The organism is Helcobacillus massiliensis (genome assembly GCF_033106145.1).
GTDB classification, from domain to species: Bacteria; Actinomycetota; Actinomycetes; order Actinomycetales; family Dermabacteraceae; genus Helcobacillus; species Helcobacillus massiliensis.
Genome location: NZ_CP136959.1, coordinates 2,457,867 through 2,472,511, shown reverse-complemented (window position 1 = coordinate 2,472,511; position 14,645 = coordinate 2,457,867). Strand labels below are relative to the sequence as shown.

Genomic DNA, 14,645 nt, shown 5'->3' with positions numbered 1-14,645 from the left:
GCGCCCGCCCGGGCCGGTGGAATCCCGGGTAGTGACACAGCTGACAGCTGAGCGGGGATCGTATACGATGCCGGCATGACCTCAGTGACGAGCCCCACATCCGCCGAGCAGTCCGCCCCGCATCCGGCCGAAGCCGCCTGGTCACTCCTCGGGACGAAGCCCGGCGCCGTGTACGCGATGCACATCAGCTACGCCGCCCGCGCGGAGCAGAAGGGCCGCACCCCTGAAGCCCCCGGCTACTTCATGAAGCCGCCCACCTCCCTCACCACCCCCACCGGTGAGGACCCCACCGTGGTGGAGCTGCCGAAGGGCGCCGAGATCCTCGGATTCGAAGGCGAGATCGCCCTGGTGATCGGCGAGCGCACCCGCCGCGTCTCCCCCACCGACGCCTGGGGCCGCGTCGCCGCCGTCACCGCCGCGAACGACCTCGGCGCGTTCGACTTCCGCTGGGCCGATAAGGGAGCGAACGTCCGCTCCAAGGGCGGCGACGGCTACGCCCCGATCGGTCCCCGGCTCATCCCCGCGGACCGCCTCGATCCGGCGAACATCGCGATCCGCGTCTGGCTGGACGGCGACCTCGTCCAGGAGGACTCCACGTCCACTCTCCTGTTCCCGCTGCCGCAGATCGTCTCCGACCTCTCGCAGCTGATCACCCTGGAGAAGGGCGATGTCATCCTCACCGGCACGCCCGCCGGCGCCTCCACCTTCGGCCCCGGCCAGGTGGTGGAGGTCGAGGTCACCGCCGGCGGGTCGGAGGACCCCGCCCTCTCCTCCGGCCGCCTCCGCACCCAGGCGGTGCAGGGCACGGTGGACCTCGAGCCGTTCTCCCCGCAGCCGAAGCCCACCGCGCAGCAGTGGGCGGACGCCTCCGGCCGGGACATCAGTGAGTTCTCCGGGGCCGACGGGGGCGCCGGATCCGTCGGCCCGCTCACCGACGACATGCGCGAGCGCATCGAGAAGGTGGCGCTGGCGACCATCTCCTCCGTGATGCGCTCCAAGGGCCTGAACAACGTCTCCATCGACGGGGTGCGCACCACCCAGCCGGGGAAGAAGCTGATCGGCACCGCCCGCACCCTGAGGTACGTGCCGAACCGGGAGGACCTGTTCAAGTCCCACGGCGGCGGCTACAACGCGCAGAAGCGCCTCTTCGACTCTCTGACCAGCGGCGATGTGCTCGTCATGGATGCCCGCGGTGTGGATGACGCCGGCACCCTCGGTGACATCCTCGCCCTGCGCGCGCGTGCTCTCGGCGCCGCCGGCATCGTCACCGACGGCTGCGTCCGCGACCTCGCCGAAGTCACCGAGATCGGCCTGCCCACGTACCACAAGGGCGGGCACCCGGCCGTGCTGGGCCGCCGGCACGTCCCCTGGGGCATCGACGAGACCGTCGCCTGCGGCAGCACGACGGTGCAGCCGGGCGATGTGATCGTCGGCGATGACGACGGCGTCCTCGTGATCCCTCCGTCGATGCTCGAGAACATCATCTCCACGTGCGAGACGAAGGAGGCGGAGGAGGCGTTCATCGCCGCGCGCGTCGCCGAGGGCCACCCGGTGGAGGGCCTGTTCCCGATGAACGCCGAATGGCGGGCGGAGTTCGAGAAGCAGCGATGACCGCCACGAAGTCCGAGCGCGCCTACCGGATGATCCAGCAGCGGATCGTCCAGGGCGACTACCTGCCCGGCGATCGCCTCAAGCTCGAGCACATCGGTGAGGAGATCGGCTCCTCCGTGGTGCCCGTGCGCGAAGCGATCCGCCGCCTGCAGGCCGAAGGGCTCGTGACGTTCGAGAAGTTCGTGGGAGCGCGCGTCGCCGCCATCGACGAGAGCGAGTACGTCCACACGATGGAGACGATGAGCGTCATCGAATCCGCCGCCGTGGCGCTCGCCGCGCCGTCCCTGACGGCCGAACAGGTCGCTGAGGCCCGCGCCGTCAACGAACAGATGCGCGACCTCGCCGCCGCCGGCGACTTCGACGCCGTCGAGTTCACGCACCTGAACGAGCAGTTCCACCGGGCGCTGTCCCACCGGTGTCCGAACCCGCATCTGGTGATGCTGGTGGACCGCGCGTGGAACCGCCTGTCCGCGCTGCGGAACTCCACGTTCAGCTTCGTTCCGGACCGCGCGGCCGCTTCCGTGGAGGAGCACGAGCGGATCCTGCACCTCATCGAGAGCGGCGCCGCCGGCATCGACATCGAACTGGCGATGCGGGAGCACCGCATGACCACTCCGCGCGCCTACCTGGCGCGCATCCACGCCGACCAGCCGCCCGCCGCTGGTGGCACCGTCACTGACCGCACGACACCTGACCGCACGAGACCAGACAGCACGAGCCCCGCGATCACCACCGCGAGCGAAGGAGCACCCGCATGACCACCCGCCCCGCGAACATTCCCGACCTGATCCCCCACTACATCGACGGCGAACGCGTCGAATCGGTCTCCGGGGAGACGTTCGAGGTCCTGGAACCCGTCGGCAACACCGTCTACACCCGAGCCGCCAGCGGCGACAAGGCCGACATCGACCGTGCTGTCGCCGCCGCCGCCCGCGCGTTCGAGGACGGCCCGTGGCCGCGGATGAAGAACCGCGAGCGCGCCCGCGTCCTCAACCGCATCGCCGACATCGTCGAGTCCCGTGACCAGGAGCTCGCCGCCATGGAGTCGTTCGACTCCGGCCTGCCGATCACGCAGGCGAAGGGGCAGGCGCAGCGCGCCGCCGAGAACTTCCGCTTCTTCGCGGACCTGATCGTCGCCCAGCGGGACGACGCCTACAAGGTCCCCGGCATGCAGATGAACTACGTGAACCGCAAGCCGAAGAGCGTGGCCGGTCTCATCACCCCGTGGAACACCCCGTTCATGCTGGAGTCGTGGAAGCTCGGCCCCGCCCTCGCCTCCGGCTGCACCGTGGTGCTGAAGCCCGCCGAGTTCACGCCGCTGAGCGCGTCGCTCTGGGCCGGGATCTTCGAAGAGGCGGAGCTGCCCCGGGGCGTGTTCAACCTCGTCAACGGCTTCGGTGAGACCGCTGGTGACGCCCTCGTCAAGCACGAGGACGTCCCCCTCATCTCCTTCACCGGTGAGTCCTCCACCGGGCAGCTGATCTTCCGCAACGCCGCCGACCACCTCAAGGGCCTGTCGATGGAGCTCGGCGGCAAGTCCCCCGCCGTGGTGTTCGCCGACGCCGACCTCGACGCCGCCCTGGACTCCACCCTCTTCGGCGTGTTCTCCCTCAACGGTGAGCGCTGCACCGCCTCCAGCCGCATCCTGGTGGAGCGCTCGATCTATGACGAGTTCGTGGAGCGCTACGCCGCCCGCGCGAAGGCCGTCATCGTCGGCGACCCGTCCGACCCCGCCACCGAGGTGGGGGCGCTCGTGCACCCCGAGCACTACGACAAGGTGATGAGCTACGTGGAGATCGGCAAGAGCGAGGGCCGTCTCGTCGCCGGCGGCGGCCGTCCCGAGGGCTTCGGCGACGAGGGCAACTTCGTGGCGCCCACGGTGTTCGCCGATGTCCGGCCGGATGCCCGCATCTTCCAGGAGGAGATCTTCGGGCCGGTTGTTGCCATCACCCCGTTCGACACGGAGGAGGAGGCCCTGGAGCTGGCGAACAACACGAAGTACGGTCTCGCCGCCTACATCTGGACCCGGGACGTGCAGCGCGCCCACCTGTTCACCCAGAACGTCAACGCCGGCATGGTGTGGCTGAACAGTCACAACGTGCGCGACCTCCGCTCCCCGTTCGGCGGTGTGAAGGCGTCCGGCCTCGGCCAGGAGGGCGGCTACCGCTCCCTCGACTTCTACTCCGACCAGCAGGCCGTGCACATCACCCTCGGCGATGTGAAGACGAAGCGGTTCGGCGCCAGCGCCTGCTGACGCCGGCACCCGTCGGCCCGCTTCGGCACCCGTCGGCCCCCGCCCCCATTCCGCCATCGGCACTCAAAGGAGAGTCCCCATGTCCGCACCCGTCACCGACCCCATCCCCACCCCGTCCAGCCCGCCGCCCGACATCCTGCGCTGCGCCTCCGCCGAGCTGGTCGTCACCGACCTGGCCGCGTCGCGCCGCTTCTACGTGGACGTCCTCGGTCTGCACGTCACCGAGGAGGACGACCAGGTCATCTACCTGCGCTCCTTCGAGGAGTTCATCCACCACAACCTCGTGCTGCGCCAGGGCGATGAGCCGGCCGTCGCCGCCATCTCGTACCGTGTGCGCACCCCCGAGGACGTCGACGCGGCCGAGGCGTACTACCGGGAGATGGGCTGCCGGGTGGAGCGGCGGGCCGACGGGTTCGTGCGCGGCGTCGGCGACACCGTCCGCGTGGAGGACCCGCTCGGCTTCCCGTACGAGTTCTTCCACGAGGTGGAGCACGCCGAGCGCCTCCATATGCGCTACGACCTCATCTCCGCCGGGGAGCTCGTCCGCATCGACCACTTCAACCAGGTCACCCCGGATGTGCCGCGCGGCCGGACGTACCTGGAGGAGCTCGGCTTCCGCGTCACCGAGGACATCAAGGACGAGGCCGGCACCACCTACGCCGCGTGGATGCACCGCAAGGGCACCGTGCACGACACCGCCCTCACCGGCGGTGACGGGCCCCGTCTGCACCACATCGCGTTCGCCACCCACGAGAAGCACAACATCCTGCAGATCTGCGACAAGCTCGGCGCCCTGCGGCTGTCCGACCAGATCGAACGCGGACCGGGCCGCCACGGCGTCTCCAACGCGTTCTACCTGTACCTGCGGGACCCCGACGGGCACCGCATCGAGGTGTACACGCAGGACTACTACACCGGCGATCCGGACAACCCCGTCATCACCTGGGACGTGCACGACAACCAGCGCCGCGACTGGTGGGGCAACCCCGTGGTGCCGTCCTGGTACACCGACGCCTCCCGCGTCCTCGACCTCGACGGCGCCGTCCAGCCGCTCACCCAGCGCACCGACTCCTCCGAAATGGAGGTGACGATCGGCGCCGACGGGTTCTCCTACACCCGCGAGGGCGACGAGGACGGCACCTACCGGGGCAAGGCGTCCAAGGGCTTCAAACTGGGGAACCAGCTGTGACCGGCGTTCCCCAGACCGGCCGCACCCTCACCGAGGAGCAGACCGTCGCCATCGCGGACGACCTGCTGCGCGCAGCGACCACCGGCGGCACCATCGACCTGATCTCCCCGCGCCACCCCCGCATGACCGTGGAGGACGCCTACGCCGTGCAGCGCGTGTGGCGGCAGCGCCGCGAAGACCAGGGCGGCACCGTGGTGGGCCACAAGATCGGCCTCACCTCGAAGGCGATGCAGGACGCCACCGGCATCACCGAACCGGACTACGGGGTCATCTTCGCCGACCAGGTGATCCGCTCCGGCGAGCGCGTGCGCCACGACCGCTGGTCGAACGTGCGGGTCGAAGTGGAGCTCGCGTTCGTGCTGAAGCACGACCTCGCGGGCGTCGCCGGTGAGGACGCGATCGGTGCTGCGGATGTCATCGCCGCCACCGACTACGTGGTGCCGGCGCTGGAGATCCTCGATGCGCACGTGCAGCTGAAGGGCCGCACGATCGTCGACACCATCAGCGACAACGCCGCCCTCGGCGCCATGGTCCTCGGCGGTGAGGACCTCCGCTTCGCGCCGGACGCCCGTGACCTGCGGTGGATCGGTGCTCAGTGCTTCGTCAACGACCAGATCACCGAGACCGGAGTGTCCGGCGGGGTCCTCGGCGACCCGGCGCTGTCCGCGGCGTGGCTGGTCAACAGGATCGCCGGTCACGGCGACGGTCTTCGCGCCGGTGACACCATCCTCGCCGGCTCCTTCACCCGGCCCGTGTGGGCCGAGGTGGGCGATCATTTCCGGGTGGAGTACCAGGACCTGGGGGCAGTGGAGGTGTCCTTCGAATGAGTCACGAGATCAACCGGACCATGGCGGATGCCCGCGCCCGCGGCGTGATCCTGCCGCCGACCTTCCACCAGCGGGTCGATGAGGCCCGCGCCGCCGCCGAGGGGCAGGCCGACGGGTTCCGGCCCCTGGTGGGCCTGTGGAACTCCTCTGGTTCCTCCGTGGCCGGGGAGATCCTCGCCTCCAGCGGGGCGGACTTCCTCATCATCGACGGTGAGCACGGCCCGATGGAGCTCGACGGCATCCTGCGGGTTCTGCAGGCCACCGCCGCCTACCCCGCCACCCCGCTGGTGCGGGTGCCGTGGAACGACACGGTCCGCATCAAGCAGGTGCTGGACATCGGCGCGCAGAACCTCATCATCCCGAAGGTCGGCACCGGTGAGCAGGCCCGCGCCGCTGTTGACGCCGCCCGCTACCCGGGTGAGAAGGGCGGCCGGTACGGCGCCCGCGGCATCGGCGCTGCCCTCGCCCGCTCCTCCCGCTGGGGCCAGGTGCCGGAGTACGTGCACCAGGCCGACCAGCACGTCAACGTGATCGTGCAGATCGAGTCCAGTGCCGGTGTGGAGAACGCCCGTGACATCGCCGGCACCGACGGCGTCTCCGGCATCTTCATCGGTCCCGCCGATCTCGCCGGCTCCATGGGCTACCCGAACAACCCGGGCGCACCCGAGGTGGTGGCCGCGGTGGAGCAGGTGATCGGCATCGCGCAGGAGGCGGGGGTGCCCGTCGGCATCAACGCGTTCGCTCCCGCGGTGGCGGACCGCTGGCGGGACCACGATGTCGACTTCGTGGTGGTGTCCGCAGACGTCACCCTGATGGTGCAGGGCGCGATCGCCGCAGTGGACCGTCACCGCCGCTGGTCCAAGGGCCACCCCGGTGAGCCGCTGGAGCACGCCCCCGGCTCGCCTGACACCCCAGCCGCCTACTGAGACCCCTGCTGCCCACCGGCCGCCCGCCGTCACCCGGCCACCGGCCGCCCCTGTTCACCCGAGAGGACGACCAATGCAGTTCCACCACCACGGGTACGTCATCAGCGACCCCCGCATCGAACCCGCCGCCGGGCGCGGCGTGGACCGCCCGGACGACCTGCCGGACGAGATGGATGTGCTGATCGTCGGCACCGGCCCAGCCGGCATGCTGCTGGCGGCGCAGATGTCGCAGTTCCCAGAGGTCACCTGCCGCATCATCGAGAAGCGCGACCGCCGCCTCGAGATCGGGCAGGCCGACGGGCTCCAGGCCCGCTCCATCGAGACGTTCCAGGCGTTCGGGTTCGCCGACCGCCTCCTGCAGGAGGCGTACGAGATCACCGAGATGTCCTTCTGGCGCCCCTCGAAGGAGAACCGCGACCACATCTACCGCGCCGAGGTCACGAAGGACTCCGCGCATGACCGCGACGGCGTGCTTTCGGAGTTCCCGCACGTCATCTGCAACCAGGCCCGCGTCCAGGACTACTTCGCGGAGTTCGCCGCGAACTCCCCGGCCCGGCTGCGGCCCGACTACGGCTGGGCGCTGGAGCACCTGGAGGTCTCCGCGGACCCGTCGGCCACCCATCCCGTGAAAGCGCACCTGGTCCGCTCCGCCGGCGAGGACGAGGGTGAGAAGCGGACGGTGCGGGCGAAGTACGCCGTGGGCTGCGACGGTGCGCATTCGCAGGTGCGGCGCGACATCGGCGGCAAGATGCACGGCGATTCCCGCAACCACGCGTGGGGCGTCATGGACGTCCTCGCCGACTCCGACTTCCCCGACTACCGCACGAAATGCGCGATCCAGTCCACCTCCGGCTCCATCCTCTACATCCCGCGCGAGGGCAACTCCCTGGTGCGGATCTACGTGGACCTCGGGGAGATCCCGGACGGCGGCAAGGAGAAGGTGCGTGCTACGCCCCTGTCCACGATCGTGGAGACCGCGCAGGCGATCATGCGCCCGTACACCCTGGATGTGCGGCATGTGGCGTGGTGGTCGGTGTACGAGGTGGGGCAGCGCGTCACCGACTCGTTCGATGACGTCCGCCCCGATGAGCGCGGCTCGAAGCATCCGCGCGTGTTCACCGCCGGGGATGCATGCCATACGCATTCGGCGAAGGCGGGGCAGGGCATGAACGTGTCGATGCAGGACGCGTTCAACCTCGGCTGGAAGCTCGGCCATGTCCTCACGGGGCGTGCTGTCCCCGGCCTGCTGGACACGTATTCGCAGGAGCGTCAGGACGTGGCCCGCAAACTCATCGAGTTCGACCGCGAATGGTCCACGCTGATGGGCGCCCGCACGTTCGACCCGGAGCATCCGGAGCTCGGCGGTGTGGACCCCGAGGAGGTCACCGCGCACTATGTGAAGAGCGAGGAGCAGGCGTCCGGGTTCGGGGTGACGTATGTGCGCGGCCAGCTGCTGACGTCGGACCTGTCGGACCAGTCGCTGGCCGACGGGTTCCCGCTCGGCAAGCGCTTCCGCTCCGCACCGGTGCGCCGTCACTGCGACGCGGTGCCGGTGGAGCTCGGTCACCATATGCGGGCCGACGGGCGCTGGCGGATCTACGTGTTCGCGGATTCTGCGCCGGCGGCGTCGGAGGAGTCGGCGGTGCGGGCGTGGGCGCGCTGGTTCGCGGAGGATCCGTCCTCACCGTATGTGCGCACGCAGTCGCCGAACCGCGGTGCCCGCGACGCCGATTGGACGCGTGCCGATGATGCCGGTGCCCTGTTCGACGTCAAGGTCATCTACCAGGACGACCACAACGCATTCGAGCCTCAGGACGTGCCGGATGTGTTCCGTCCCCGGTTCGGCCCGTTCCAGGTGCGGGACCAGGAGCTGGTGTACGCCGCGGAGGAGGGCGATGACATCTTCGACCGCCGCGGTGTGTCGCGTGACGGTGCGGTGATCATCGTGCGGCCGGACATGTACGTGTCGGCGGTGCTGCCGCTGGATCGCCCGGAGCTGGTGGGTGAGTTCTTCGCACCGTTCCTGCTGGATGCGGACGCGCCGGCTGCGGTTGAGGCGCGCCGGGTGCTGGCAGAGGGCCGCGACCTGCTGCGCGAGCGCAGTGCGTCCGGTCAGCCCGCCGGGAAGCCGGGCGGTTTCGGCGGCGGTGCGCATGCGGAGGCGGGGGTCATTTCGACTCTCGGCGGGTCCGCCTCGGACGGCGAGGACGGTGCCGCGCGGGCGGAGATCCGCACCGTGGCCGAGGACGATCAGGTCATCGCAGACATCTGACCCGCGCGGCGCGGGGGCCTGGGCCGGGCGGCGGGCCGTGACCGTCGCCCGACCCCCGGCTCAGGCCGTGGCGGGGCGAGGCGCCGGCTTCCAGGTCTCCCACTCGCCGGACTCTTCGAACTCGGCGTCCAGCGGGATGCCGGGCCGGTCGCGCAGCAGCAGCGCGCCGGTGGTCGCCACCGCGATCGTGACCAGCAGGTACCCGACGATCGCCCACGTGGTGCCGGTCTGCTGCAGAAGGGTCTGCGCGATCGACGGCGCGAACGCACCACCGAGGACCGCACCGATCGCGTACGAGATCGACACGCCGGAGAAGCGGACCGACGCGGGGAACGTCTCGGCGTACCACGCGGACTGCGGCCCGTAGGTGAAGCCGAGGCCCACCGACAGCAGGCAGCAGCCGATGAGGACACCGATCACGCCCATGTCCACGAACAGGAACAGGGGGATGACGGCGGCGGCGAGCAGGGCGTAGCCGATCAGGTAGGTGGGGCGTCGGCCGATGCGGTCGGAGAGGATGCCGGCGATGAAGGTGAAGACCATCCACACCACGGCGGCCACGAGCACCGCCAGCTGGACGTGGGTCGGGTTGTATCCGAGGCCTCCGTCGGACGGCGGGCGGGACGCGAGGCCCTGCACGAAGCCGCCGGTCACCATGTAGCCGACGGCGTTGTTGCCGACGAACACGAGCGCGGCGGTGAGGACGAGCTTCCAGTGGCTCTTCATCAGCACGGCGATCGGCTGGGTCTCGCGCTGCGCGGTCTCACGCATGTGCTCGAACACCGGTGATTCGGACACCTGGGAGCGGATGTACATGCCGACGGCGATCAGCAGGAACGACGCGAGGAACGGCACGCGCCAGCCCCAGGAGAGGAAGGCGTCGCCCGGGGCGATGGTGGTCATGAGGGCGAGGGCGCCGGAGGCGAGGAGCATGCCGGCGGGCACCCCGAGCTGCGGGTACATGCCGAAGCGGCCGCGCTGGCCGGGGCCGGCGTGCTCCACCGACATGAGTGCGGCGCCTCCCCATTCGCCGCCGGCGGCCATGCCCTGCAGGACACGCAGGAACATCAGCATGATCGGCGCGGCGATGCCGATGGTGGCGTGGGTGGGCAGCAGGCCCACGCAGGTGGTGGCGACGCCCATCAGCAGGAGGGTGATGACGAGCATGGGGCGTCGCCCGATCTTGTCGCCGAAGTGGCCGGTGAGGAACGCGCCGAAGGGTCGGAACAGGAACGACAGGCCGATGGTGAGCAGCGCGAGGACGTGTTTGAGTCCTTCGCCGGCGGGTTCGAAGAAGAGGGTGCCGAACACGAGGTTGGCGGCGAAGGCGTAGATGAAGAAGTCGTACCACTCGATGGTGGTGCCCACGATGGTGGCGCCGATGACGCGTCGGCGCTCCGTGGGGGACACCTCGAAGTGGTCGGGGCTGGTGGTGGCGGCTGCGGCGGACAAGCGGGCCTCCTTGCGGTCCGGGACGCGGGGTCGGGGGTGCGAGCCGAGGGGCCGACGGGTGCCGCCCATCCACCGCACCGCACCCAGCGCGATGTGGTGGCGCTCACATGCGCGGCACTCTACCGGCGTCCGCGGCGGTGCGGGCAGGAATTCGCGGATCGTATATGCCGGCCCACGGAACCGCGGCCCGCTTCAGTGCGTGCGCGCCCAGATCTGAGGTCGCGGGTCGGGTCGATGCAATCCCCTGGAATGTGACCCAGGCTTCATATACGATCCGAGGAGATCCGCTGCGCCGCCTGCGCCGCGCCATCCCGCACAGCGTCGGCAGATCCGCCAACGCGACGCCACTCAGTGAGGAGAGCGATATGTCCGCCGATTCGAAGCGTCCCGCCGTCACCGAGGAGCGGATCGCCGATCTGCTCGGCCGCATCCCCACCACCTCGTTCGTGGGCGGCGAGTTCATCGAGGCCGGCCGCACGTTCCCGGTGGAGAACCCCGCCACGGAGGAGACCCTCGTGGAGGTGGGCGACGCCGACGCCGCCGAGGTCGGCACCGCCGCACTCGATGCCGCCGTCGCCGCCCAGCGGGACTGGGCGGCCACCGCTCCCCGCACCCGCTCCGAAATCCTCCGCCGCGCCTACGACCTCCTCCTGGAGCGCGCTGATGACTTCGCCCTCCTCATGACGCTCGAGATGGGCAAGCCCCTCGAGGAGGCGTACGGCGAGGTCACCTACGGCGCGGAGTTCTTCCGCTGGTACAGCGAGGAGGCAGTGCGCCTGCCCGGGGCGTACGGGCGGGCCCCGTCGGCCGATCACACCATCACGGTGGGAATGCGCCCCGTGGGGCCGGTCCTCGCGATCACGCCGTGGAACTTCCCGCTGTCGATGGGGACGCGGAAGGTGGGGCCGGCGCTGGCCGCGGGCTGCACCGTGGTGGTGAAGCCGGCTGGGCTCACTCCTCTGTCGATGCTGCTGCTGATGCAGACGCTGAAGGACGCGGGCGTGCCCGACGGGGTCGTCAACTGCGTGGTCACGAAGGATTCCGGTGCGCTGTCCTCCACGCTGATGGCGGACCCCCGCCTGCGGAAGGTGTCGTTCACCGGCTCCACGGCTGTGGGCAAGGAGCTGCTGAAGCTGGCGGCCGACGGGGTCCTGAAGTCGTCGATGGAGCTGGGCGGCAATGCGCCGTTCCTCGTGCTGCCCAGTGCGGACATCGACACGGCGGTCGAGGCGGCGATGCCGGCGAAGTTCCGCAACAACGGTGAGGCGTGCACGGCCGCGAACCGGTTCTATGTGCACGCGAGCGTGGCGGAGGAGTTCACGCGCCGCCTCGTGGAGGAGACGAAACACCTGGTGGTGGGCCCCGGCGTGGAGGACGGCACCACGATGGGCCCGATGGTGGAGGCGAAGGCGGTCGACAAGATCGAAGAGCTCGTGCAGGACGCAGTCGACTGCGGCGCTTCTGTTCTCACCGGCGGGGCCCGTGTGGATGGGCCCGGTCACTTCTTCCAGCCGACGGTGCTCGGCGATGTGCCCCGCTCCGCGCGGGTCAACAGGGAGGAGATCTTCGGGCCGGTCGCCCCGATCATCGTGATGGACGATGTTGAGGAGATGATCGCGGCCGCGAACGACACTGAGTTCGGCCTGATGAGCTACGTGATCGGCGAGGACCCCGCCGAGGTCGACGCCGTGGTGCAGAGCATCGAGTCGGGCATGCTGGCGATCAACGTGGGCGTCGCCTCGGATGCGGCGGCGCCGTTCGGCGGTGTGAAGCAGTCCGGCCTGGGGCGCGAGGGCTCGGCTCGGGGTCTCGAGGAGTACCTGGAGCCGTTCTACATGCGGCGCCCCGTCGGCCGCTGAGAAGGAGGCCGACGGGCTCCCTCCCCGGGCCCGTGCCCTGCGCTGTCGCTCGGTTCGCTGTACGGTTGAACAGCAGATCGCCGGCTCGACCCGCGAGCCGCCCCCAGTTGCGAAGCACGGTGAACCGATGACTCCCCCGCACCCGTCCGACCCGTCAGAGCAGTCCACATCAGCCGCCCGCCGCGCCGCTGCGCATCCTGCAGCCCCGGGCACCCCCTCCGCCGGTGCCGCGGCGGCACCCGTCGGCGCCCCCGCCCGGGCGAAACAGGCCGCGGGGCGCTTCTTCAAGGAGATGGACCGCTACCCGCACAACATCCACCCGGCGCTCGTTCCCGGTGTGGATGTGGACGATCAGCGCATCCGCTACGGCATCGACAAGCCGATGCTGATCATCGTGGGCGCCGCCGTCACCGGGTTCGTGCTGTGGGGCGTCATCCAGCCGGACGTGGTGCTCGCCGCGACCACCGCCGCTCTCGGCTGGATCATGACGAACCTCGGCTGGGTGTTCAACAGCCTCGCCATCGGCATGGTGCTGTTCCTGCTGTTCCTTGCGTTCTCGAAGTACGGCCGGATCCCGCTGGGGCTCGAGGGCGACAAGCCGGAGTATTCGACCGTGTCGTGGGCGGCGATGCTGTTCGGCGCGGGCATCGGCATCGGCATCATCTTCTTCGGCCCGTACGAGCCGATGACCTACTACCTGTCTCCGCGACCCGGCGCGTACGAGCCGGCGTCGATGGAGGCGGTGAAGGGTGCGATGGTGCAGGCGGCGCTGCACTGGGGCGTGAACGCGTGGGCAATCTACGCGATCGTCGGCCTCGCGGTCGCCTACGTGTCGTTCCGTCGCGGCCGCGTGCCGCTGATGAGTTCGATCCTCACCCCGCTGTGGGGCGGCGGCACGGACAGTGTGCCGGCGCGCATCATCGACGGACTCGCCATCATCGCCACACTGTTCGGGACGGCCGCCTCGCTCGGCATCGGCGCCCTGCAAATCGGCTCCGGCTTCACGCTCGTGACGGGCTGGTCGCCGGGGGCGAACACTCTCGCGCTGGTGATCATCGTGCTGCTGACGATCGGCACGATCATCTCGGCGGTGTCGGGCGTGGCGAAGGGCATCAAGCGCCTGTCGAACGTGAACCTGATGCTGGCGATGGTGCTGGCGCTGTTCTTCTTCGTGGCGGGGCCGACGGTGTTCCTGGTGAACATCATTCCGGGTGTGATCACGCAGTACTTCTCGCAGCTGCCGGAGATGCTGTCCGCCACGACCGCGGACTCCGAGGAGATGAATGAGTTCCTGTCCACGTGGACCACGTTCTACTGGGCGTGGTGGGTGTCGTGGGCGCCGTTCGTCGGCGTGTTCACCGCGAAGATCTCGAAGGGCCGCACGGTGCGCCAGTTCGTGATCGGTGTGCTGACGATTCCGTCCACGATCATCGTGCTGGCGTTCACGATCCTCGGCGGCACCTCCATCTACCTGCAGCGGCACAACGGCGAGAGGATCGCGCCGGGCAATGACATCGACGCGCTGCCGAAGCCGGAGGACATCTTCTTCGCGGTGCTGGATCAGCTGCCCGGTGCGCAGTTCGTGGCGCCGATCGTGATTGTGATGCTCGCGGTCTTCTTCATCACCACGTCGGATTCGGCGTCGCTGGTGAACTCGCAGCTGTCGCAGAAGGGCAACCCGAACCCGAACCGGTGGGTGACGGCGTTCTGGGCGATCCTGATGGCCGGGATCGCGGTGGTGATCCTGCTGATGGCGGGCAAGGATGCGCTGCAGGGCCTGCAGAACCTGATCACGATCACGGCGCTGCCGTTCGCGGTGGTGCTGGTGCTGATGGCGGTGGCGCTGTTCAAGGAGATGCGCACCGACCCGCTGGTGATCCGCAGCGACTACGAGAAGTCGGCGGTGGCGAACGCGGTGCGGTACGGCATCGAGGAGCACGGCGACAACTTCTCCCTGCGGGTGATCCCGGAGGAGGGCGAGTACGCCGCCGGCGCGGGCTACGACTCGCACGCGGAGGAGCTCACCGACTGGTACGCCCGCACCGATGAGGACGGCAACCCCGTCGCCTACGACTACGAGATCGGTGCCTACCTCGACGAGCACGGCAACCCGGTCGACGAGGACGGCAAGCTGCTGGAAGACGAGGAGCGCCGCGAGCCGCGCGGGGAGGACGGCGAACCGCGCGGCGAGGGGACCGACGGGTCCCACCGCGCCGCGGATTCCGACGCGTAGAACAGTCGCCAGCGCTCGACGG

Annotated in this window: 10 protein-coding genes; 9 read left to right on the top strand and 1 reads right to left on the bottom strand. The window is 69.7% G+C overall.

All coding sequences use genetic code 11. The features are described 5' to 3' along the window. Positions 1–75: 75 nt before the first annotated feature. From R3I40_RS11175 to R3I40_RS11145, 7 genes are all read left to right on the top strand, one after another. Positions 76–1,611, top strand: a complete 1,536-nt coding sequence (locus R3I40_RS11175; protein ID WP_285261961.1) for a fumarylacetoacetate hydrolase family protein — start codon at positions 76–78, stop codon at positions 1,609–1,611. After that, a complete protein-coding gene (locus tag R3I40_RS11170) occupies positions 1,608–2,369 on the top strand; it encodes a GntR family transcriptional regulator (protein WP_317700009.1) in 762 nt (253 codons plus the stop codon). The genes R3I40_RS11175 and R3I40_RS11170 overlap by 4 nt, the downstream gene beginning before the upstream one ends. Then, the gene (gene hpaE / locus R3I40_RS11165) at positions 2,366–3,865 is read left to right on the top strand and encodes a 5-carboxymethyl-2-hydroxymuconate semialdehyde dehydrogenase (RefSeq protein WP_285261962.1); all 1,500 of its coding nucleotides are present in this window, start codon (positions 2,366–2,368) and stop codon (positions 3,863–3,865) included. Before R3I40_RS11170 ends, hpaE begins: the two co-directional genes overlap by 4 nt. A 79-nt stretch (positions 3,866–3,944) precedes the next feature. After that, positions 3,945–5,054: a 3,4-dihydroxyphenylacetate 2,3-dioxygenase gene (gene hpaD, locus R3I40_RS11160; protein ID WP_285261963.1), complete on the top strand. Its 1,110-nt coding sequence runs from the start codon at positions 3,945–3,947 to the stop codon at positions 5,052–5,054. Then, a complete protein-coding gene (locus R3I40_RS11155) occupies positions 5,051–5,881 on the top strand; it encodes a 2-keto-4-pentenoate hydratase (RefSeq protein WP_285261964.1) in 831 nt (276 codons plus the stop codon). Before hpaD ends, R3I40_RS11155 begins: the two co-directional genes overlap by 4 nt. Then, the gene (locus R3I40_RS11150) at positions 5,878–6,807 is read left to right on the top strand and encodes an HpcH/HpaI aldolase family protein (RefSeq protein ID WP_285261965.1); all 930 of its coding nucleotides are present in this window, start codon (positions 5,878–5,880) and stop codon (positions 6,805–6,807) included. Before R3I40_RS11155 ends, R3I40_RS11150 begins: the two co-directional genes overlap by 4 nt. Before the next feature lie 73 nt (positions 6,808–6,880). Then, positions 6,881–9,079, top strand: coding sequence for an FAD-dependent monooxygenase (locus tag R3I40_RS11145; RefSeq protein ID WP_239375586.1), 2,199 nt, complete (start codon positions 6,881–6,883; stop codon positions 9,077–9,079). 60 nt (positions 9,080–9,139) lie between these two features. On the opposite strand, the gene R3I40_RS11140 is transcribed toward R3I40_RS11145, so the two are convergent. After that, complete coding sequence (locus tag R3I40_RS11140) at positions 9,140–10,531, bottom strand: MFS transporter (RefSeq protein WP_239375588.1); 1,392 nt, start codon at positions 10,529–10,531, stop codon at positions 9,140–9,142. A 365-nt stretch (positions 10,532–10,896) separates the two neighbouring features. Here R3I40_RS11140 and R3I40_RS11135 point away from each other — a divergent pair, with 365 nt between their 5' ends. Beyond that, positions 10,897–12,390, top strand: coding sequence for an NAD-dependent succinate-semialdehyde dehydrogenase (locus tag R3I40_RS11135; RefSeq protein ID WP_285261966.1), 1,494 nt, complete (start codon positions 10,897–10,899; stop codon positions 12,388–12,390). 127 nt (positions 12,391–12,517) lie between these two features. Then, a complete protein-coding gene (locus R3I40_RS11130) occupies positions 12,518–14,623 on the top strand; it encodes a BCCT family transporter (protein ID WP_396349474.1) in 2,106 nt (701 codons plus the stop codon). Positions 14,624–14,645 lie beyond the last annotated feature (22 nt).